The 20442-nt window shown below is 72.3% G+C and carries 17 protein-coding genes and 1 riboswitch; of the genes, 13 read left to right on the top strand and 4 right to left on the bottom strand.

Translation table 11 applies throughout. The features are described 5' to 3' along the window. Nucleotides 1-29 precede the first annotated feature (29 nt). Nucleotides 30-932, top strand: a complete 903-nt coding sequence (gene sucD / locus ACWKZU_RS10960) for a succinate--CoA ligase subunit alpha (protein WP_449282362.1) — start codon at nucleotides 30-32, stop codon at nucleotides 930-932. Between the two features lie 1020 nt (nucleotides 933-1952). Here the strand turns inward: sucD and ACWKZU_RS10955 are convergent. Beyond that, entirely contained in the window at nucleotides 1953-2357 is a 405-nt protein-coding gene (locus ACWKZU_RS10955; protein ID WP_449282361.1) for a hypothetical protein, read from the bottom strand. 7 nt (nucleotides 2358-2364) lie between these two features. Between ACWKZU_RS10955 and ACWKZU_RS10950 the strand changes: the two genes are divergently transcribed. Then, nucleotides 2365-3978 (top strand): hypothetical protein, encoded by a 1614-nt coding sequence (locus ACWKZU_RS10950; RefSeq protein WP_449282360.1) that lies wholly within the window; start codon nucleotides 2365-2367, stop codon nucleotides 3976-3978. A gap of 167 nt (nucleotides 3979-4145) precedes the next feature. Further along, nucleotides 4146-5789 (top strand): Ig-like domain-containing protein, encoded by a 1644-nt coding sequence (locus tag ACWKZU_RS10945; protein ID WP_449282359.1) that lies wholly within the window; start codon nucleotides 4146-4148, stop codon nucleotides 5787-5789. An 84-nt stretch (nucleotides 5790-5873) separates the two neighbouring features. Here ACWKZU_RS10945 and ACWKZU_RS10940 read toward each other — a convergent pair whose 3' ends face one another. Beyond that, the gene (locus ACWKZU_RS10940) at nucleotides 5874-6857 is read right to left on the bottom strand and encodes an epimerase (RefSeq protein WP_449282358.1); all 984 of its coding nucleotides are present in this window, start codon (nucleotides 6855-6857) and stop codon (nucleotides 5874-5876) included. Between the two features lie 158 nt (nucleotides 6858-7015). Here ACWKZU_RS10940 and ACWKZU_RS10935 point away from each other — a divergent pair, with 158 nt between their 5' ends. From ACWKZU_RS10935 to ACWKZU_RS10890, 10 genes are all read left to right on the top strand, one after another. Next, the gene (locus tag ACWKZU_RS10935; RefSeq protein ID WP_449282357.1) at nucleotides 7016-8065 is read left to right on the top strand and encodes a hypothetical protein; all 1050 of its coding nucleotides are present in this window, start codon (nucleotides 7016-7018) and stop codon (nucleotides 8063-8065) included. Nucleotides 8066-8136: 71 nt separating this feature from the next. Then, the gene (locus tag ACWKZU_RS10930) at nucleotides 8137-9915 is read left to right on the top strand and encodes a cell division protein PerM (RefSeq protein WP_449282356.1); all 1779 of its coding nucleotides are present in this window, start codon (nucleotides 8137-8139) and stop codon (nucleotides 9913-9915) included. A 6-nt stretch (nucleotides 9916-9921) separates the two neighbouring features. Then, a riboswitch (TPP riboswitch) is annotated at nucleotides 9922-10031 on the top strand. Beyond that, a complete protein-coding gene (locus ACWKZU_RS10925) occupies nucleotides 10025-11161 on the top strand; it encodes a thiamine ABC transporter substrate-binding protein (RefSeq protein ID WP_449282355.1) in 1137 nt (378 codons plus the stop codon). (Overlaps the previous riboswitch by 7 nt.) After that, nucleotides 11162-12832 (top strand): ABC transporter permease, encoded by a 1671-nt coding sequence (locus ACWKZU_RS10920; protein ID WP_449282354.1) that lies wholly within the window; start codon nucleotides 11162-11164, stop codon nucleotides 12830-12832. Next, nucleotides 12832-13374 carry a hypothetical protein gene (locus ACWKZU_RS10915; protein ID WP_449282353.1) on the top strand — a complete coding sequence of 181 codons (543 nt, stop codon included), beginning with the start codon at nucleotides 12832-12834 and terminating at the stop codon, nucleotides 13372-13374. Before ACWKZU_RS10920 ends, ACWKZU_RS10915 begins: the two co-directional genes overlap by 1 nt. A gap of 163 nt (nucleotides 13375-13537) precedes the next feature. Continuing rightward, a complete protein-coding gene (locus ACWKZU_RS10910; protein ID WP_449282352.1) occupies nucleotides 13538-14404 on the top strand; it encodes a DUF1266 domain-containing protein in 867 nt (288 codons plus the stop codon). A 3-nt stretch (nucleotides 14405-14407) separates the two neighbouring features. After that, nucleotides 14408-15523, top strand: a complete 1116-nt coding sequence (locus ACWKZU_RS10905; RefSeq protein ID WP_449282351.1) for a hypothetical protein — start codon at nucleotides 14408-14410, stop codon at nucleotides 15521-15523. 61 nt (nucleotides 15524-15584) lie between these two features. Continuing rightward, entirely contained in the window at nucleotides 15585-16196 is a 612-nt protein-coding gene (gene purN / locus ACWKZU_RS10900) for a phosphoribosylglycinamide formyltransferase (protein WP_449282350.1), read from the top strand. Between the two features lie 32 nt (nucleotides 16197-16228). Then, nucleotides 16229-17887 carry a bifunctional phosphoribosylaminoimidazolecarboxamide formyltransferase/IMP cyclohydrolase gene (gene purH / locus ACWKZU_RS10895; protein WP_449282349.1) on the top strand — a complete coding sequence of 553 codons (1659 nt, stop codon included), beginning with the start codon at nucleotides 16229-16231 and terminating at the stop codon, nucleotides 17885-17887. Between the two features lie 29 nt (nucleotides 17888-17916). Next, nucleotides 17917-18270, top strand: a complete 354-nt coding sequence (locus tag ACWKZU_RS10890) for a hypothetical protein (RefSeq protein ID WP_449282348.1) — start codon at nucleotides 17917-17919, stop codon at nucleotides 18268-18270. 76 nt (nucleotides 18271-18346) lie between these two features. On the opposite strand, the gene ACWKZU_RS10885 is transcribed toward ACWKZU_RS10890, so the two are convergent. Then, nucleotides 18347-18733 carry an META domain-containing protein gene (locus tag ACWKZU_RS10885; RefSeq protein WP_449282347.1) on the bottom strand — a complete coding sequence of 129 codons (387 nt, stop codon included), beginning with the start codon at nucleotides 18731-18733 and terminating at the stop codon, nucleotides 18347-18349. A gap of 43 nt (nucleotides 18734-18776) precedes the next feature. Further along, entirely contained in the window at nucleotides 18777-20297 is a 1521-nt protein-coding gene (locus tag ACWKZU_RS10880) for an aldehyde dehydrogenase (NADP(+)) (protein WP_449282346.1), read from the bottom strand. Nucleotides 20298-20442: the final 145 nt, after the last annotated feature.

Here is a 20442-nt window from a genome sequence, read left to right as displayed (position 1 = left end):
CCCGAGACGAAGGACGTAGGAGAAGAAACATGTCGATCTTCCTGAACAAGGATTCCAAGGTCATCGTCCAGGGCATCACCGGCGGCGAGGGCACCAAGCACACCGCGCGCATGCTCGCGGCGGGCACCGATATCGTCGGCGGTGTGAACGCGCGCAAGGCCGGCACGACCGTGACGCACACCGACGCCTCCGGCGCCCAGGTGGAGCTGCCCGTCTTCGCCTCGGTCGCCGAGGCGATGGCCGAGACCGGCGCCGATGTGTCGGTCGCGTTCGTGCCCCCGGCCTTCACCAAGGACGCCGCGATCGAGGCCATCGACGCCGGTATCGGCCTGCTCGTCATCATCACCGAGGGCGTGCCCGTGAAGGACTCGGCCGAGCTCTGGGCCCACGCGAAGGCGACCGGCGGGAAGACCCGCATCATCGGCCCGAACTGCCCGGGCATCATCACCCCCGGCGAGGCGCTCGCGGGCATCACCCCCGCCACGATCACGGGCAAGGGGCCGATCGGCCTCGTCTCGAAGTCGGGCACCCTGACCTACCAGATGATGTACGAGCTGCGCGATCTCGGCTTCTCGACCGCCATCGGCATCGGCGGCGACCCGATCATCGGCACCACGCACATCGACGCGCTCGCCGCGTTCGAGGCGGATCCCGAGACGAAGGCGATCGTGATGATCGGCGAGATCGGCGGCGACGCCGAGGAGCGTGCGGCCGACTACATCCGGGCGAACGTGACCAAGCCGGTCGTGGGCTACGTCGCGGGCTTCACCGCACCCGAGGGCAAGACGATGGGCCACGCCGGCGCGATCGTCTCGGGCTCGGCGGGCACCGCGCAGGCCAAGAAGGAGGCCCTCGAGGCCGCCGGCGTCAAGGTGGGCAAGACCCCCACCGAGACCGCCGAGCTGTTGCGCGCAGCATTCTCAGAGCTGTAAACGCGCCTCAGATTCAGGGCGAAACGCGCCAGCGTTTCGCATCTGAGGCGCTGCGGCTACTGCTGCAGGCGTTTACAGGCGAATGCTGCGCTGCCGCCACTGCGGCAGGCATTCGCTCAGCTGTACACGCGCCGCCGGTCATCGGGGCCGATCGCTTTCGGGCGATCGGCCCCGATGCGCGTCCACGGACCTGCACGAGGCCCGGCCGCCGGGCGCGCGCCCGCTGTTGCCAAGCGATGGACTCGGGCCTATATTTGTGCCTAAGCCGCGCCACAGAGCCGTGACGCGGACCAGTTGCGGTGCGACTGCGAGAGGCCGACTATGCCGGATGGAACGCATAGGGGGATTGCCGTCGCCGCTGCGCTCCCGCCACCGCCTCCAGCGCCCGCCTTCGGCCTGCCGGGTCCCGTCCTGCCCGTCGGTGCGCGGGCGGGGCCGCGGATCGCGACCCGCACGGTGTCGGTGAGGGCCATCGGGCCTCGGCGTCGCCGTGCTCCCGCAGATGCGCGGGCCGTGCATCGTTGGGAGCGAGGAATCGGCCGATTGCGCTCCGCAGTGCGATCTATCAGGGGAACCGAGAACGGGTGAGGCGCCCGCTCTCCGGAAGGCGTGTGCATCGCGCGAGGCGATGGCCGCTTTCTCCGACCGGATAGAGAGGCTGGGCTCATGCCTGCTGGAGCGAGCAAGATCGTCATGGGGCTGGGGGCATTCGTGCTGGGGATCTCCCTGGTATCGGCGGCGGCGATCCCGGCGGGAGCCGAACCATGGATCACCGTCGGGGGTCCGCCCGGAGAGGAAGCCGGACACGAAGACGGAATCGTGACCGGACCCGACGAGGGGGCGGACGACCCGCCCCCGCAGCCTCGAACGGTCGAGGGGAGTGAGTCCGGCGAACCCGCGGGCCCCGGGCCCGCCGAGGGGGATGAGCCGCCTCCGGTCGCCGAGGAGTCCCCGCCCGCCGTGGAGGAACCCGCGCCCGCCCCGGAGGATCCGCCGCTCGAGCCGGGTGAGGGCGACGGGTCACCGGCGGGGCCGGAGGGCGAGGTTCCGCGCGACGCGGGGCAACCGCACGAAGGCGGCGAGGGGAACGCCGGCGCCGCGTCGCGCAACGCGGTCACCGTCGAGGTCAGCGGTGTCGTGCAGACGATGATCGCGGAGCCGGCGCAGGACGCGCAGGTGCGCGAACCGGAGGAGTTCCAGGTGCTCGTGCTCGACGACGGCACGCTGCTCACCCTCGTCACCGACTTCGACTCCCCGCCCCCGAGAGAGGCGGCGCTGGTCGGAGAGGTCGTGCTGCCCGCCCCCGTGGTCGAAGCGGTGGAGGAATCGGGCGTCGACGTCGAGCCGGGCGAGACCATCGCGGCCGAGACGCCGGGTGCGGCACGGGCGCTCGAGCTGCTGCTGGAGATGGGCGGAGACGTGCAACTCGCAGATGCGACGATCACCCCGCCCGACGTCGTGGCGGCCGCCCCCCACGCATCACCGCCTGTATGTCGCCCAGATCGCGAACCGGGGCGCCCACCCCGCCGCCGACGTCGTCTCGAAGGCCGTCGTCGACGCGATGAACTACTGGGCGGAGCAGTCCGAGGGCAACGCGACGATGTCGTGGGAGGCCTGGTACACCTACAACTCGGCGAGCGCGACCGTCGAGAACAAGTGCGGCCTGAGCGTCGATATGGCGGCGTTCAACGCGGTCGTCACCGAGGCGCAGACCGTCGTCTATCCGAGCGTCGACTTCACCACGAGCGCCAACCACCTGATCGTGCTGGTGCCCGAGGCCTGCATGTCCGGAGGTCGCGTCGGCGTCGCGTCGTCGGGGCTGAACTTCAGCTCCGGGGGTCGGCTCGCCGCCTACACCGGCGCGTCGGGGCCCGGCGCGCTCGCGCACGAGATCGGGCACAATCTCGGGTTCGGGCACGAGTACGGCTGGTACTGCGGCAATCCCTGTCAGGCGGTCGTCTACGGCGACGTGTACGGCGTCATGGGGAGCAACGTCATCGGCGGACTGCCGGCGATGAGCACGCCCTTCCGCGAGCATCACGGCATACTCGGTGCCGGAGAGATGCAGACCGTGCGGAGCGACACCACGCTCACCCTGCAGCCGCGCTCGGCGAGATCCGGATTGCGCAGCCTGAAGGTCCCCGACGCGCAGAACGTGGTGTTCTACATCGACTACCGATCCGGCACCGGCCGCGACGCCAACACCTACAGCGGGACCCAGGTGTGGCCGATGAGCGGGTTCAACTCCGTGTATCCGCCGGGGGTGACGATCCTCTATCGGATCGACAGCCAGCAGGGCATGCCGGAGACCTATCTGCAGACCTATCCGCGCCAGAGCGTCTACTCCGGATCGCTGGCGCAGGGGCAGTCCTTCAAGAGCCCCGTGTCGGATCTGCGGATCAGCGTGGGGCCCATGACCTCGAGCGGCGCGCAGGTGAGTCTGCGCTTCGGCGGGCAGAGCCCATCGCCGCCCAGGAACCCGGGCCCGTTCGCCGACGTCCCGAACACCCACAAGTTCGCCACCGAGATCAACTGGATGCATGCAACGGGCCTGTCGACCGGTGTGCGGCAGGCCGGCGGGAAGCCGAAGTACCTCCCGAAGTCGAGTGTGTCCCGCGAGGCGATGGCGGCGTTCCTGTACCGGCTCGACGGCGCGAGGTTCACGGGGCCGAAGCAGTCGCCGTTCGCTGACGTGCCTCCGAGCCACAAGTTCTACGACGAGATCTCCTGGATGTACTTCGAGGGCCTGTCGACGGGGGTGCAGCAGCGCAGCGGGAAGCCGAAGTACCTGCCGAAGTCGAGTGTGTCCCGCGAGGCGATGGCGGCGTTCCTGTACCGGCTCGACGGCGCGAGGTACGGCGGACCGCGCACGTCGCCGTTCGCGGACGTGGCGACGAGCCATCGGTTCTACGACGAGATCGCCTGGATGCGCGCGACCGGGCTCTCGACGGGGGTGCAGCAGGTCGCCGGGAAGCCGAAGTACCTGCCGAAGTCGAGTGTGTCCCGCGAGGCGATGGCCGCGTTCCTCTACCGGCACGAGCACTAGGGGACGCGGGCGCGGGGAGCGTCCCGGCACCCGGATCCGGGCCGCGCCTCCCGTGTTGGATCGAGTCCACATTCTTGTCGTATGATGAGCTGTCGCGACTCGGCGCGCAGGGGCATCGGGAGCGGGGACTGAATGGGGATCCTATGAAGCGCGTACTCGGAGCCGGTGTGCTCGGAACCGTTCTGCTGGCGGGAGCGCTCGTCGCCGCGCCCACCGCGGCGTATGCGGCGCTGCCGGACGGCTGCGACGAGAGCGGCGCCTGCTCCGTCGTCTTCGAGTTCACCGGCGAGGTGGAATCGTGGACGGTGCCGGCCGGGGCCACTCAGCTGAGCTTCGAGGTGCAGGGCGCCTCGGGATACGGGCACTGGTTCATCGGCGGGCTCGGAGGGGCGTTCACGACCGACCCCGCAGACATCGCACCGGGCACGCAGTTCGCGATCGCCGTCGGGCAGGGCGGGCAGAACACCCGGGGAGGCTGGGGCGGCGGCGGCGACGGCGGCCCGGTGATCGGCGGCGGAGAACCGCTCTACGCGGGCCTCGGCGGCGGTGGCGGGTCCTACGTGTTCTTCGCGGGAGACGACACTCCGTGGAGCCCGTTCGCCGTGGCGGGCGGTGGATCCGGCGGCGCAGGTGGCGGCAACGGGAGTGCCGGCGGCGGAGCGAATCAGGCCGGTCAGGGGTCCCTCGGCGGCACCCATGGCGGTGGAGGAACGCTCGGCGGTCCCGGCGCGGGCGGCATCGGGACCGATGGCGTCTACGCTCCGGGCGCGAACGGCACGGGGCCGGCCTCGTACGCCCCGCTCGACGGCTTCCTCCCGGGCGCGGGCGGCGACGGCGGCTCAGCGGAGAACGCCCCCGGCGGCTCCGGCAGCGGTGCGGGCGGCGGCTACCACGGCGGCGGCGGCGGATCCGGCGGGATCAGCGGCTCCGGCTTCAACGGCGTCGCGGGCGGCGGCGGATCCGGGTTCCTGGCGAGCGGATACTCGGCGCAGGCTCTCTCGCAGGCTCCGCTGGGCCAGAACGCGAGCCGGGACGGCCGGGTGAGCATCACGTGGCAGCTCGCGCAGGACACGACCGGCATCCAGGCGGGTGCGACCGCCGCGACCGTGGGCCAGCCGGTGACGCTCACCGCCGCGCTCGACTGCGCGTTCGGCGCCGAGGGCGGCACGGTGACGTTCACCTCGGGCGGGTCCGTGCTGGGCTCGGCCGCGGTCGACGCGGGCTCGCAGGAGGCCTCGATCGAGTTCACCCCCGCTACCGCAGGGACGCTGCCGATCGAGATCGACTACGACGGCCGAGGCGGGGTGTGCTCCGCCGCGGCGGTCGATCACACCCTCGTCGTGTCGCCCGCCGCGAGCACCATCGTCTCTGCGGCGGCGAGCCCCGCCCGGCTGCTGGTGGGCGAGTCGACCGAGCTGAGCGCGAGCGTCGAGTGCGATACGGCCCTCGCCGGGGAACTGGTGTTCAGCCGGTCCGGCGTCGAGGTCGGGCGCACGGCGGTGGACCCCGCCACCGGCGCCGGAACGATCGAGTACGAGCCGCAGGCGGCCGGCGACGATCCCGTCGTCGTCGACTTCGTCAGCAGCGACGGCAACTGCGCCCCCGCTGCCGCGAGCATCCAGCTGACCGTGACCGCGGCCTCCCCGGCTCCCGGCGACGACGATGACCCCGTCGTGCCGAGCGCCCCGGCCGAGCCGAAGCCGGCGCTGGCGAGCACGGGCGCCGAGCCCGGCGCGATGCTGATCGCCGCCGCAGCGGGGCTGCTGACGATGGGCGGGATCCTGCTCGCGGCCGCGCGACGGCGGGCCTGACCCGCGCGGGCGGCACGCGGCGAGAGTCGCGGGGCGCCCGCGCTGCCGGGAGCGGACGCCGTCTCCGGCGGATGAGACGTGCCGCTACACGCGGTCGAACGCCTCGCGCAGCGCGGGCTCGAGTTCCGGATAGGCGAACTCGAACCCGGCCGCCTCGAGCCGCTCGGGCAGCACCCAGCGGCTCTTGAGCACGAGCTCGGTCTCGGTGCGGATGCCGATGGCTCCGATCTCCAGCGCCCAACGCGGAGTGGGCGGCCCGAAGCGCACGCCGAGCACGCGGCGCACCGTCGCCATGAACTCGCGGTTGTCCACGGGGCGCGGCGAGCCCGCGTTCACGGGACCCTCGATCTCGGGATGCTCCTCGAGGAAGTCGATGATCCGCGCCGCATCGTCGATGTGGATCCAGCTGAACCGCTGCCGCCCCCGTCCCGCTCCCCGCAGATGCAGGGTGCCCGCCTCGCGCCGAGTGCGGGTCGCGGGCCACCAGCCGTCGTACTGCGGTCCGCCGAGTCCCAGGCGGGCGAGCCGGCGGATCGGGGCCAGTACGCCGCCGTGCCCCAGCACGATGGCGGTCCGCAGCGCCACACGTCGTGTCGCGGGCAGCTCCTCGGCGAACAGCGCGCGCTCCCAGGCCTTCGCGACCTCCACGGAGAAGCCGGTGCCGATCTCGCCGTCGCGCTCCGTCATCGGCCGATCCTCGGCGTGCCGGTAGATGGTCGCGGTGGCGGCGTTGACCCACAGCGCCGGCGGTGCCGCGGCGCTAGCGATCGCGCGGGACAGCGCCGCGGTGGTGTCGAGACGGGAGCGGAAGATCTCGGCCCGGTTCGCCGGGGTGTAGCGGCAGTTCACGCTCTTGCCCGCGAGACCGACGACCAGTGCCGCACCGTCGACCGCGGCGGCGATCCCGGCATCGTCGCCCCAGCGCAGATCGGCGCCGGATCGCCCGATCGTCACCACCTCGCGCCCGGCCGCCCGGGAGCGCTCGACGAGGTGCCTGCCCATGAATCCGCCGGCGCCGCCGACCACGACACGGCCTCGATCCGATGATCCGTTCTCCCAGCTCGTCATACCCCTCAGCCTAGAGGTGCCCCGGGCGGCGGATCCGGCCGGGGGATGAACCGCTCCGTCTGAGGTTCGCAGAACGCCCAATGGGCGGCAGAGTTCGGGCGATTCGCGAACTACGGATGCTGGTCGGGGCGAGGCCGCGCGGCTCCTAGACTGGGGGCATGACAGAACCACAGGGCGCGCACCTCGTCGGCAGCATCAACTTCGACGACGCCGAGACCACGATGCGCACGGCGGCCGAGCACCTCGGCGATCGCCTGAAGCGCATCCCCGACGGCGAGGTGGGGGAGCGCTTCCACTGGATCGTGTTCCAGGCCGACCGACTGGGACGGGCCGAGGGCATCGAGCGCGTGGGCGACACCCCGATCCCGCTGCGCACGCTCGACATGCGGCCGGTGCGCATCGCGGAGGGGGTGCGGGCCGAGGATCTCGAGCTGCCGCCGCTGGGCTACGCCGGTGCGGCGCTCGAGTCCTGGGAGGTGTTCTCCCGGCTCAAGCGCGAAGGGGCCGTCGCCGCGCAGACGCGCTTCCAGGTCTCGCTGCCGACCCCGCTCGGTGTGGTCGGCAGCTTCGTGGCCGCCGCGGATCGCGAAGCCTTCGAGCCGGTCTACGAGGCGGCGCTCGCCGCCGAGCTGGACCGGATCCTCGCGGAGATCCCGCACGACGAGCTCGCGATCCAGTGGGATGCCGCGCTGGAGTTCGCGATGCTCGAGGGTCTGCGGGGGTACACGGGCGAGGCCTACGAGTGGTTCGACGACGTCTGGGCCGGCACGAGCGAGCGGCTCGCCCGGCAGATCGGCCGGGTGCCCGACGACGTCGAGGTCGGCGTGCACCTGTGCTACGGCGACGTGGCCGAGAAGCACTTCGTCGAGCCGAGCGACACCGCCCATCTCGTGCGCTTCGCGAACCTGGCCGTCGCGGCCTCCCGGCGCCCGCTCACCTGGCTGCATCTGCCCGTGCCGATCGAGCGCGACGACGACGCCTACTTCGCGCCGCTGCAGGCGCTCGATGTTCCGGAGGGGACGGAGCTCTACCTCGGCCTCGTGCACCGCGAGGACGGCCCCGAGGGGGCGCGTCGCAGGATCGCGGCCGCCCAGCGGCACGTGGCACGCGCCTTCGGCGTCGCGACGGAGTGCGGCTTCGGCCGTGCGCCGGAGGGCACGGCCGTCCCGCTCTTCGAAACGCACCGCGCGGTCGCCGCCGCCTGGTAACCGGCCGCGGATTCTGCGACAACGCGCAGAATGACGGGCCGCTCTCGGCGGACGCACTAAGCTTCTGGTCGATGAGATCCTTAGTGACGGCGGCGATCGCTGCGATCGAGGCGGCCGCCGTGGCGCTGGCCGGCCTCGTGGTCATCGCGATCCCGGCACTGCTGCTGTGGGTCGTCACCTTCGACCTCGCCGCCGAACCGGCGACCGTGCTCTCGGTCATCGGCGGGATCTGGCTGCTCGCGCACTGGGTGCCGATGGGCTTCCAGCTCGACCCGGAGACGGCGCTGGGACTCGGGCAGGCCCCGGAGGAGCTGAGTTTCACGCTGTCGCTGGCTCCGCTCGGGATCACGCTCATCACCGTGCTCCTCGCCGCGCGCGCCGGGTGGCGCTTCGGAGGCCGGGGCGGCACCGGCGCCGCCGGGGTGCTCGGCGGCGCACTGGGCTTCGGCGGCGTCGCGCTCGTCGTGATGTCGGCGGCCTCGCCGAGCACCCCCTGGCCGGCCTGGCTGGTCGTGCTCGTGCTCGCGTCGAGCTACGCCGTCGTCGCCGCGGCCGCCTTTGCGGTGCGCGCGGCCCGGGACGCGCATCCGTGGTGGACGACCGCGCTGCGCGGGGTGCAGCGCGGCTTCGAGTATCTCGGGCTGCGGGGAGCCGCGGCCTTCCCCGCTCGGGCGGCCCAGACCGTGCTGCTCGCGACCGCCGCCTTCGCCGCGGTCGTCGGGCTCGCCGCGCTCGCGCTCGCCGTGGCCCTCGTCGTCGGCTACCCCGAGGTCATCGGCCTCACCCAGAACCTGCAGCTCGATCCGCTGGGGTCGGTGCTGCTCTTCCTCGCCCAGCTCGCCCTGCTGCCCGTCGCCGTCGTCTGGACCGGGGCCTGGCTCAGCGGAGCCGGCTTCTCGGCGGGCGCGGGCACCTCGGTCACCCCCTTCGAAACCCTGCTCGGCCCGCTGCCGGCACTGCCGATCTTCGGAGCGATTCCGCAGGGGTGGGGCGGCCTCGGGGCTCTCGCTCCCGCACTGCTCGTGCTGGCCGGCCTGGGGCTCGGGCTGCTCTTCGCGCTTCGTCCGGAGCTGCGCCGCGCGCGGTGGGGCGTCGCCCTGGCGATCCCCGTCGTTTCGGCCGCCCTCGCGGGGCTGGCGATCGCGGGCGTCTGCGCGCTGGCGGGCGGATCGCTGGGACCCGAGCGGCTCGCGGAGACCGGGGCGCACCCCTGGCTCGCCGGCGGGCTCGTCGCCGCCGAGCTCGCGGTCGGGCTGCTGCTCGGGGTGACCGCCGGGCGGACCGACTACTCGCGGTTGCGCGACGCGCTTCCCGACACCGTGCCCGGCGCCGATGCGCTGAACCGGTTGCGGAGCGGCCGCGGCGCCGACCCGAGCGGCGCCGAGCCGAGGGGCGCCGACGAGCAGGAGACCGTGCCGCTCGACGACACCGTCGGCGGCCTCCGAGGACTCTCGTACCTCCCGGTCGCACAGGAGACGACGCAGGAGACGGATCAGCCGACGACCGAGGTCCGGCCCGTGCACGAGGCGGCATCGCCGGAGGACCTGGAGCACCCGGATGCTCGGGAGGCCTCGGAATCCGGGGGCGCCGCGGCGAAGCGACCCGTCCGGGAGACGGGGATCGACGCCGAACCCGAGGTCGGAACAGGCTGGGCCGATCCGGCGACCGGAGCTGACGGCGACCGGGAGACCGGGGCCGAAGGCACCGCGGGGGGATCCGCCGCCGACGAGGAGTCCGAGACGGACGCGCTGCTGCGGGCCTACGCCTGGGATGGTGGCGGCGAAGCGGGCGAGCAGTCCGCCGACGAGGCCCGCCGGACCGGTTGGCGCTGGCCGCGCCGGAAGGGCTAGTGTAGAGGGGCAATCCACGGGAGTCCGCGCGCGGCGGGCTGAGAGGGAGCACGCGAGCTCCGACCGTTCAACCTGATCTGGTTCATGCCAGCGGAGGAAGGAAGCCTCGATGAAGTCTGCACTCCCGTCGAATCACCACCCGCGCGCGCGTCGCGCAGCACTGCCTGCCGTCGCGCTCGTCGCCATCGGCGGTCTCGCGCTCGCGGGCTGCTCCCCGGCGCCGTTCGACGGCCCCGGCCAGGCCGGCGGCGACGCCGGCGAGAAGGTCACCCTCGTCGTGCACGATTCGTTCCCCAACGAGGCGTTCGCCGAGGCCGCGAGCGCCGCCACCGGCTACGACGTCGAGGTGGTCTCGGCCGGCGACGGCGGGGAGCTGACCAACAAGCTGGTGCTCACGAAGGGCGCGCCCATCGCCGACGCCTTCTTCGGGGTCGACACCATCTTCGCCTCGCGCATCGTCGAGAACGACGTCGTCGCTCCGCATCGCCCCGAGGGCTTCCCCGAGAGCGGGAGCGACTACGCGATCCTCGCGGAGGGCGAGGAGGGCGCTGCTGGCGACGCGCCGTTCGCCCTCGTGCCGGTCGATCACGGCGCGACCTGCATCAACGTCGACACGGACTGGTTCGCCTCGGAGGGGATCGCCGAGCCCGAGAGCTACGAGGATCTCGCCGATCCCGCCTACCGTGATCTCACGGTGCTGCTGGATCCGACCGCGTCGTCGACGGGCGCCTCGTTCCTCGTCGGCACGGTCGCGAGGTTCGGCGAGGACGGCTTCGCCGACTACTGGCAGAGCCTCGTCGACAACGGGGCCCGCATCGAGCAGGGCTGGAGCGACGCGTACTACGGGCAGTTCACCCAGGGCGGCGACGGCGGTACGCGGCCGATCGTGCTCTCGTACGCCTCGTCCCCGGCGTTCACCGTGGCCGAGGACGGATCCGCGTCCTCGACGAGGGCACTGCTCGACACGTGCACCCGTCAGGTGGAGTACGCGGGGGTGCTCGCCGGCGCGGCCAACGAGGCCGGCGCGCAGGCGGTGGTCGACTACCTCGTCTCTCCCGAGTTCCAGCAGACGATCCCGGACGCCATGTACATGACCCCCGTCGACGCCTCGGTCGAGATGCCCGAGGACTGGGCGCGGTTCGCCCCGGAGCCCGCAGCCGGGCAGACGCACGATCTCCCCGCCGCCGAGATCGAGCGCGGCCGCGAGGACTGGCTGAAGACTCTGAGCGAGCAGATCGGCCTCTAGTTGCACCGAGGGAGCGCGTGGGGCGTCGCAGCCTGGACACTGGCCGCGGCGATCCCGCTCGCCTTCCTCGCGATCTTCTTCCTGTGGCCGGTCGCATCGCTCGTGGCCACGGGCTTCATCGGGGACGGGCGCTTCGACCCGGGCGGGATCCCCGAGGTCTTCGGGGCGTCGCGCACCTGGAGCGTCATCGGGCAGACGCTCGCGCAGGCGGGCCTCGCGACCCTGCTCTCCGTGGGGCTCGGCCTGCCGGCCGCCTACGTGCTGTACCGGCTCGACTTCCCGGGACGGACGATGCTGCAGGGGCTGCTCACCGTTCCGTTCGTGCTGCCGACTGTGGTGGTGGGCGTCGCCTTCTCCGCGCTGCTGGGGCCGGGCGGGCCGCTCGAGCCGCTGGGGCTCGAGCGCAGCCTGGCCGCCATCGTGGCCGCGCTCGCGTTCTTCAACGTGACCGTCGTCGCCCGCACGGTCGGGAGCTTCTGGGCGCGGCTCGACCGCAGCTCGGAGCTCGCCGCCCGCGTGCTCGGCGCGGGCCGGGTGCGCGCCTGGACCACCGCGACCCTGCCGGCTCTGACGCCGGCGATCGCCTCGGCCGCGTCGCTCGTGTTCCTGTTCAGCTCCACCTCCTTCGGCATCGTGCTGATCCTCGGCGGACGGGAGTTCTCGAACGTCGAGACCGAGATCTACCGCCTGACGGTGCAGTTCCTCGACCTGCGGGGCGCCGCGGTGCTCTCCCTCGCGCAGTTCGCCATCGTCGGCGCCAGCCTCTTCGTGTCGGCGCGGCTGCGCCGATCGGGGGAGCGGGCGGTCGAGCTGCGGGAGGAGGCCGACCGCACGACGCGGCCCGGTCGCGGGGACATCCCGGCGCTGGCCGTGTTCGGGGCGACCACGCTGCTGCTGCACGCGGCGCCGATCCTCACCCTCGTCGTCCGCTCGCTGCGCGACCGCGAGGGCGCGTGGACGCTCGCCAACTACGTCGCCCTGGTCGATCCTCCGGACGAACTGCCGCTCGACGGCTCGGCGCTCGACGCCATCGGCCTGTCGCTCCGCATCGCGCTCGTCGCCGCGACCATCGCGATGGTCCTCGGGATCCTGATCGCCCTCGTGCTCTCACGCCGCCCCGCCTCGGCGGCCCTGCGGCGGAGCATGGCGGTCTTCGACGGGCTCGTGATGCTGCCCCTCGGCGTCTCGGCGGTGACACTCGGCTTCGGCCTGCTGCTGACGATGCACCGGCCGCTGGGCATCGGCTTCGATCTGCGCACCTCGATCGTGCTGATCCCGATCGCACAGGCGCTCGTGTCGCTGCCGCTCGTGGTGCGCACGCTGCTCCCGGTGCTGCGCGGCATCGATCAGCAGCTGCGCTTCGCGGCGGGCTCGCTCGGAGCGAGCCCGCCGGCGGTGCTGCGCACGATCGACCTGGCCCTGCTGGGCCGCTCGGCCGGGCTCGCGCTGGGGTTCGCCTTCGCGGTGTCGCTCGGCGAGTTCGGCGCGACGTCGTTCCTGGTGCGGCCCGGTGCGCAGACGCTGCCGGTGGCGGTCGCGGAGCTGATCGGGCACCAGGCTCCGGGGAGCTACGGAGCCGGGCTCGCCGGCGCCGTGGTGCTCGCCGTGCTCACGGCTGGGATAATGCTGCTTGCGGAACGGATGCGCACCGACGGTAAAGTTGATCTCTGATGCCTGGTTACGACCTCGAAGTCCTCGATGCGATGCTGATCGACGGCCGCTCCGGCGCGGGCAAGACCGATCTGGCCGCGCGGATCGCCAATCGTCTGCGCGAGCTCGGACGCGAGCCCCAGCTGCTGCACGTCGAGCACCTCTATCCGGGGTGGGACGGGCTCGCCGAGGGATCCCGCTCCCTCGCCGACGCGCTCGACGACGGCGGATACCTGCGCTACAACTGGTGGGCCGAGGCGTTCGCCGAGCGGGTGCCCGTGACGCCGGATCGTCCGCTGCTCATCGAGGGCTGCGGGTCGATCACCGCGGGCAACCTGGCGGCCGCGAGGCGCTGGGCGGAGCGGGTGGTGGAGCCGGGCCGGCCCGCGAGCGTGTGGAGCGTCTGGATCGAGTGCCCCGCCGAGCTGCGGCGATCCCGCGCCTTCGCCCGGGACGGGGAGACCTACGCCCCGCACTGGGACCGCTGGGCGGCCCAGGAGGACCTGCTCTTCGAGGAGCACCGCCCGTGGCTGCTCGCCGATGAGCTGCTGCACTGCTCCTGAAGACCGCCGCGGGCGGGCCTGGCGCGCGGGAGCGCGGCCGTCGAGCTCCCGGGATGCGAGGAGGATCGACCGGTGCGTCGTCCGCGCCGGTGCACGGGCGACGGCGCCCCTGTGATACGGTGACGCGGGGAGTAGGGATTCGCAACACGAGAAGGATCCCGAAATGGAATTACTCAAGGACGCCCTCGACTGGCTCCTGCTCCCCGAGAACAAGCTCTTCTTCTGGCTGGCGGTCGGCGTCGCCGTGGTGCTGCTGCTGTTCGTGCTGCTCGCGGTCTTCGCCAAGTTCGCGAAGCAGGGCTACCACAAGGGCTTCCCCACCGACTCGCGCGAGGCGAATCTGCTCGCCCTCGGGTTCCAGCAGATCACGAACTCGGGAAACTACTGGAACGATCCGACCGCGAGCAACAACGGCGAGGGCGAAGAGGGGACGCTGCGCGAGATGTGGGGGCTGAACAGCACCCAGGACGTGATCGATACGGTCGAACGGCTCGTCGTGCAGCGCCGCCGTCGCGAGGTGTGGCAGCAGCTGCTCGAGATCCGTGCCGCGGCCGCCCGCGAGAACGACGGCAGGAAGCCGAGCACGCGCCAGTGGCTCGCCGCGATCAAGCAGGCGGGAGGCACGGGCAAGGGCGAGGAACGGGATTTCGTCGGTGCGGTCGCCTACTACGAGAAGGAACTCGGCAAGAAGCACTATCCGGCGGGCGAACCCGTGGTGAGCCTCGACGCCTATGCCTTCGGACAGGCCGTCGCAGTCTGCACCTGGGCGGTGGGCATGGGGCTCATCTCGCAGACGGACGCGATGAGGCTGATCGGGCAGGTGAACGAGATCGCCCGCCCCGAGTTCGACTCGTGGGCCGCGTTCGGGCGCAGCTACGCGCTCGGCCGCGCCATGCACTGGAGCGACGGTGTCGCCGACGAGAAGCGCGCCCGTCAGTCCGGTGAGGCGATCAGCGCGATGGAGAGCGCCCTCGACGGCAAGCGTCGCGGGCCCTGGGGGCTGCTGCCCTGGCAGCTGCCCGCCGCGTAGACGATGCCCGAGAACGAGGCGATGGGCGAGCGGGATCGACGCGGCGACGCCGCTCCCGCGCCCCTGCTCGGCGACCCGTCGGTGATGCGCCGCGCGCCGTCGCTCGGCGAACTGCGCTGGTACCGCCGTGCGGCCGGCGTGCCCTGGTATCGCGGAGCCGCGGTGCTGAGCGCGTTCGCGGCAGTGGCGGTGGCTGCGATCGTCTGTGCCGTGATCCTCGCGCCCCGATTCATCGACACCGGTCGCTTCCCGCCGGCGGTGCACCTCGTCATCTCCCTCGTGCCGCTCGCCTGGGCGCTGCTCGTGGTGGCCGGCTTCGCGAACTGGCTGAAGTGGCGTCTGCGCGATGTGCGCCTCGCGCGTTTCGCGAGGGCGAACGGGTTGTCGTTCCGCGATCGGCTCGACTCGGGCAGCGCGACCTGGCGCACCGCGCGCGCGGGCACCGGCTTCCCGAAGAACATGCGCAATGTCGAGCGGGCGATGCTCGGGGGAGACGGGGTCGCGGTCGCGCGCCACACGGCACTGCAAAGCACGCAGCAGGAGCGCGCGAATCTGCGACGCCCGTTCGCCTTCGCGCTGCTGCATCTGCCCCGTGCGGTGCCGCACATCATTCTGAAGAACAAGCGCTCGCGCGTGCTCTCGCTCGTGGGCCAGGGGCTCGGCAATCGCACGCGACTGAGTCTCGAGGGCGACTTCGACCGGCACTTCACGCTGCTGTGCCCCGCAGGCTACGAGCGCGATGCGCTCGAGGTGTTCACGCCCGACGTGATGGCCGCCGTCATCGACGTCGCGGGATCGTGCGAGGTCGAGCTGATCGACGACGAGCTGTACCTGTACTTCCGGTACGGCACCCCGCTCTGGAGACCGGAGACGCTCGAGAGACTCCAGCGAGCGCTCTGGCTGCTGCGGGAGCGCTTCGAGCGGCAGGCCTCGCGGTACAGCGACTTCCGCTCCGGGTCGCCGGCCGCGAGGGCCGGTGCGGGCGGCGTCTCGCTCGCGGGGCGCCGCATGACCGGGAAGGACGGGATCTCGGCGATGACCGTGCTCGCGACGGGCGGAGTGATCCTCGTGAGCGCGGTCATCACCGCGCTCACGCTCTTCGTCTGGCCGAATCCGTAGCCGCGCTTCGGCGGCGCCGGCGTGGAGGGACCGGAGACCGTGCAACCGGTAGACTGGGGCGGTGCTGAAAATCGCGGTTCTCATCTCCGGCGGCGGCAGCAACCTCAAAGCGCTGCTCGAGGCCGCCGCCGATCCCGAGTTCCCCGCGCGCATCGTCTGCGTCGGCTCGGACACCGATGCTCCGGGGCTCGCCCACGCGGAGGCCGCCGGCGTGCCCGCCTTCGTCGTGCGCCCGGGCGACTACGATTCCCGGGAGGAGTGGGGGCAGGTACTCGCCGCCGCCATCCAGGAGCACGGCGTGGGCACCGGCCCGCAGCCGGGGCTCGTGGTGAGCGCCGGGCTCATGCGGATCCTGCCGGCCGGCTTCGTGCGCGAGTTCTCGCCGCACCTCATCAACACCCACCCCGCGCTGCTGCCGCTCCACCCCGGCGCGCACGCCGTGCGCGACGCGCTCGCCGCCGGCGCGACCGAGACCGGCGTCACGGTGCACATCATCGACGAAGGCGTCGACACGGGGCCCGTGCTGCGCCAGGCCCGCGTCGAGGTGCGCCCCGGCGAGACCGAGGACGAGCTGCACGAGCGCATCAAGCAGATCGAGCGCCCGCTGCTCGTGCAGACCGTGCGCGAGATCGCTCTCGGCGAGCTCGACCTCGCCGCCGGCGCCGCGCGCTGACACAGACCACCCTCCACGAACCAAGGAGCCCGATGGCAGTCCAGAGCCACGACCCCAGTCTCTACGAGCACCGCGACGTCGTCCCCGTGCGGCGCGCGCTCATCTCGGTGAGCGACAAGACCCGTCTGCTCGACCTCGCGGCCGCGCTCGCCGAGGCCGGCGTCGAGATCGTCTCGACCGGGTCCACCGCTGCCACCATCCGCGAGGCCGGGCACCCGGTCACCGACGTCTCCGAGGTCACCGGCTTCGCCGAGGCCCTCGACGGCCGTGTGAAGACCCTGCACCCGGCCGTCCACTCGGGACTGCTCGCCGACCTGCGCCTCGCCGATCACCGCGCCCAGCTCGAGCAGCTCGGCTTCGCCCCCTTCGAGCTCGTGGTGGTGAACCTCTACCCCTTCGAGCAGACCGTCGCCTCGGGCAAGCCCGCCGCCGACGTCATCGAGAACGTCGACATCGGCGGGCCCGCCATGGTGCGCGCCACCGCCAAGAACCACGCCAACGCCGCGATCGTGGTCTCGCCGCTGCGCTACGACGAGGTCATCGACGCGGTGCGCTCCGGCGGCACGACGCTGGCGCAGCGCCGCTCGCTGGCCACCGAGGCCTTCGTGCACACCGCGCAGTACGACGCCTCCGTGGCGAACTGGTTCCTGGATCAGGAGGATCGCGCCTGGGGCGAGGCCCCGATCGACGAGGACGTGGCGGCCGAGGCGTCGGTCGACAGCATCTTCGAGAGCTCGGAGGGGTACGTCGGCTACGAGATCTTCGGCCTGCGCGAGTCGGTGCTGCGCTACGGCGAGAACAGCCACCAGCGGGCAGCGCTCTTCACCGAGAACGAGGGCACGGGCATCGCCCAGGCGACGCAGCTGCACGGCAAGGAGATGTCGTACAACAACTACGTCGATGCCGACGCCGCGCTGCGCGCCGCCTTCGACCACGAGCGGCCGGCCGTCGCGATCATCAAGCACGCCAATCCCTGCGGCATCGCCGTGGCGCCCGAGGGCACCGACGACCCCATCGCCGCCGCCCACGAGCTCGCCCACGCGTGCGACCCGCTGTCGGCGTTCGGCGGAGTGATCGCCGCGAACCGCGAGGTCACCGCGAAGATGGCCGAGACGGTGGCGGGGATCTTCACCGAGGTCATCGTGGCACCCGGCTTCGAGCCCGAGGCCCTCGCGATCCTCACGCAGAAGAAGAACGTGCGCCTGCTCGTGCTGCCGGCGGACTTCGAGCCGAACCCGGTCGAGCTGCGCCAGGTGTCGGGGGGCTTCCTGCTGCAGGACGCCGACCGCTCCTTCACGCCGGCCTCGGAGTGGGAACTCGCCACGGGCGAGCCCGCGGACGCCGCGACGCTCGCCGAGCTCGAGTTCGCGTGGCGCGCCTGCCGCGCCGTGAAGTCGAACGCCATCCTGCTGGCGGCGGGGGGATCCTCGGTCGGCGTCGGCATGGGCCAGGTCAACCGCGTCGACTCGTGCCGCCTCGCCGTCGAGCGCGCCGGTGACCGCGCGCGCGGTGCGGTCGCCGCCTCCGACGCCTTCTTCCCGTTCGCCGACGGCCTGCAGGTGCTGCTGGACGCGGGGGTGCGCGCCGTCGTGCAGCCCGGCGGGTCGGTGCGCGACGCCGAGGTGATCGAGGCCGCCCGGGCAGCGGGCGTCACCATGTACTTCACCGGAGAGCGGCACTTCTTCCACTGAGCGTGGGTGCCTGAAAGAGAGACAGGGATATGGAAATCGTCAAGGGCATTCTGGTCGTCCTGCACCTCGTCGGGTTCGGCGCGGTGTTCGGCAGCACGCTCGCGCAGCTGCCCGCCGTGAAGGAGGCGAAGGCGCGCATCACGCCCGGGATCCTGCACGGGGCCTCGCTGCTGTTCGCGACCGGGCTGCTGCTGGTCGCCTCGATCTACATGCTGGGCGGTCAGCCGAACAACGCGAAGATCGGCGTGAAGACGCTGGTGCTCATCGCGATGATCGTGGTCATCCTCGTGAACCGCAAGAAGAACAGCGTGTCGGGAGGCGTGCTCGGCGCGATCGCGGGTCTCTCGCTGCTCAACGTGGCGCTGGCGGTGCTCTGGCACTGAGCCGGCGATACGGCCGAGGGGCGGGATCCGCGATGGATCCCGCCCCTCGGTCGTATACGCGATGCGCAGCCGCGCCCTAGTAGCCGCCCTGGCGCTCGAGAGAGCCGATCTGCTGCCCGCCCTCGTCGAGGAACGTGAGCACGTCGCCCTCGAGCTGAGCGGTGCGGGCCTGGGAGAGCCAGGTGTCGACGCCCTCGCAGAACATGAGCGTCGAGCGCATCATGCCGAGGTCGACGGCGCGGTCGTTCACCGTGTAGGCGCCGCCGACGCGATTGCAGCCGTCGGTGCCGCTGTACTCCCCGGCGGAGTCGTCGGCTCCCGCCGTGAACTCCAGCGACGGTCGCCCCTGGGCGTCCGGGTCTCCCCAGACGCCGACGACACCGGCGGCGGGGGAGGCGGCGCACGCGGAAAGGGCGAGGAGCGCGGCCGCCAGCAGGCCGGTGACCGCCAGAGTCTTCTTCATGGCTTCAGCATAGAGCCGCTGCGGCGATTCCCGTAGAAAAAGGTCAGCGCCAGCGATCCCCCCAGCTCTTGGACTCTCCGGCGGGCGCGACGGCCTGCGGAACGCCGAGGGGGTTGTCGTCGCGGAGCGCCGCGGGCAAGAAGGCGGCGGGGGCGTTCTGGAAGGCGACGGGGCGCAGGAAGCGCTTGATGGCGGAGGTGCCGACCGAGGTGCTGGCATCGTTCGTGGTGGCGGGCCAGGGGCCGCCGTGCTGCTGCGCGGGGGTCACCGCGACGCCGGTCGACCAGCCGTTGAAGAGCACGCGCCCCACCTGCTGGCTGAGCGCGGCCACCAGGGCGTGCAGCTCCGCGGCGTTGCCGGTCTCGCCGCTGGCCTCGGCCGCGCCGAGGTGCAGCGTGCCGGTGAGGTTGCCCTCGTAGAACTCGGGCATGAGCGCTGCGAGATCGGTGCCCTCGGGGGTCTCGACGAGGATCGAGAGCGGGCCGAAGGCCTCCTCGACCAGCGCCTCCTTGCCGACGCGGAAGTCGTCGAGCGACACGGCGACGACGGTCGGGGTGGCCCAGCCGTGTCCGTGCGCGTCGAAGCGGATGCCGCCCTCGATGACGGGGCGCACGCCGGGGGAGGCGAGGATCGCGTCGCGTCGCTCCGCGAAGCTCTTCGCGATACGCGGATCGAGCAGACGGTGCTCGGGGAGCTCTCCGGCGGCGGCGCGGATCGCCTCGGGCAGCGCGGATCCCGCGGGGATGAAGACGAAGCCGGGCTTGGTGCAGAGCTGGCCGGCGGATCCCGAGACGCTCGTGAGGTAGCCGCTCGCGATCTCCGCGGCGCGCTCCGCGATCGCGTCGGCGGTGACGAAGACGGGGTTGACGCTGCCGAGCTCGCCGTAGAAGGGGATCGGCGCGGGGCGGGTCGCGGCGATGTCGGCCAGGAGGCGGCCCACGCCGATGGAGCCGGTGAAGGCCCCGGCCTTGATCCGCGGATCCTTGAGCACGGCGACACCGGCCTCGCGGCCGTGGATGAGCTGGAAGACGCCCTCGGGCATGCCGGCGGCGGCGAGGGCGGCGGCGGCGACCTCGGCGGTCGCGTCGGACAGCTCGGGGTGACCCGAGTGCGCCTTGACGATGAGCGGGCAGCCCGCGGCGAGGATCGACGCCGAGTCGCCGCCCATGACCGAGAAGGCGAACGGGAAGTTGGAGGCGGAGAAGTTGATGACCGGGCCCAGGGGCAGGTGCGTGCGGCGCACGTCGGGGCGCACACCGAGCGCGAAGTCGTCGTCGGCGGGATCGATGCGGGCGTCGAGATAGCCGCCGTCGACGAGCGTGTCGGCGAAGAGGCGCAGCTGCACCGCGGTGCGGGTGACCTCGCCCGAGAGGCGCGCCTCGGTGAGGCCCGTCTCGCGCATGGCGATCGCGACGAGGTCGCTCTTCGCGTTCTCGAGCGCGTCGGCGACGGCGACGATGGCGCGGGCGCGGTGCTCGGGGGTGGTCGCGGCGAAGGCGGGAGCGGCCGCGGCGGCGCGCGCGACGACGGCCTCGAGCTCGGGGGAGAGGGTGTCGGAAGACATGCGGGTTCCTTCGGTGTCCGGGTGCCGGGGTCGCCGTCCCGTCGGGGGAGCGGCGTGTGAGACCATCCTGGCACGAAGCCACAGCCGCATCCGGAGCAGAAACGCACACTCCCGCACGTGCGAACCGTGCGGGAGTGTGCGTGGC

Source organism: Leucobacter sp. (assembly GCF_053528595.1).
This window is presented reverse-complemented; position numbering and strand designations above follow the sequence as displayed.

What these genes read in the sequence shown, in the direction of transcription:
- sucD (WP_449282362.1), top strand. Translation starts at nt 30, where the DNA reads ATGTCGATCTTCCTGAACAAGGATTCCAAGGTCATCGTCCAGGGCATC.
- ACWKZU_RS10950 (WP_449282360.1), top strand. Translation starts at nt 2,365, where the DNA reads ATGCGACGATCACCCCGCCCGACGTCGTGGCGGCCGCCCCCCACGCAT.
- ACWKZU_RS10940 (WP_449282358.1), bottom strand. Translation starts at nt 6,857, where the DNA reads ATGACGAGCTGGGAGAACGGATCATCGGATCGAGGCCGTGTCGTGGTC.
- ACWKZU_RS10935 (WP_449282357.1), top strand. Translation starts at nt 7,016, where the DNA reads ATGACAGAACCACAGGGCGCGCACCTCGTCGGCAGCATCAACTTCGAC.
- ACWKZU_RS10930 (WP_449282356.1), top strand. Translation starts at nt 8,137, where the DNA reads ATGAGATCCTTAGTGACGGCGGCGATCGCTGCGATCGAGGCGGCCGCC.
- ACWKZU_RS10925 (WP_449282355.1), top strand. Translation starts at nt 10,025, where the DNA reads ATGAAGTCTGCACTCCCGTCGAATCACCACCCGCGCGCGCGTCGCGCA.
- ACWKZU_RS10915 (WP_449282353.1), top strand. Translation starts at nt 12,832, where the DNA reads ATGCCTGGTTACGACCTCGAAGTCCTCGATGCGATGCTGATCGACGGC.
- ACWKZU_RS10910 (WP_449282352.1), top strand. Translation starts at nt 13,538, where the DNA reads ATGGAATTACTCAAGGACGCCCTCGACTGGCTCCTGCTCCCCGAGAAC.
- ACWKZU_RS10905 (WP_449282351.1), top strand. Translation starts at nt 14,408, where the DNA reads ATGCCCGAGAACGAGGCGATGGGCGAGCGGGATCGACGCGGCGACGCC.
- purH (WP_449282349.1), top strand. Translation starts at nt 16,229, where the DNA reads ATGGCAGTCCAGAGCCACGACCCCAGTCTCTACGAGCACCGCGACGTC.
- ACWKZU_RS10890 (WP_449282348.1), top strand. Translation starts at nt 17,917, where the DNA reads ATGGAAATCGTCAAGGGCATTCTGGTCGTCCTGCACCTCGTCGGGTTC.
- ACWKZU_RS10885 (WP_449282347.1), bottom strand. Translation starts at nt 18,733, where the DNA reads ATGAAGAAGACTCTGGCGGTCACCGGCCTGCTGGCGGCCGCGCTCCTC.
- ACWKZU_RS10880 (WP_449282346.1), bottom strand. Translation starts at nt 20,297, where the DNA reads ATGTCTTCCGACACCCTCTCCCCCGAGCTCGAGGCCGTCGTCGCGCGC.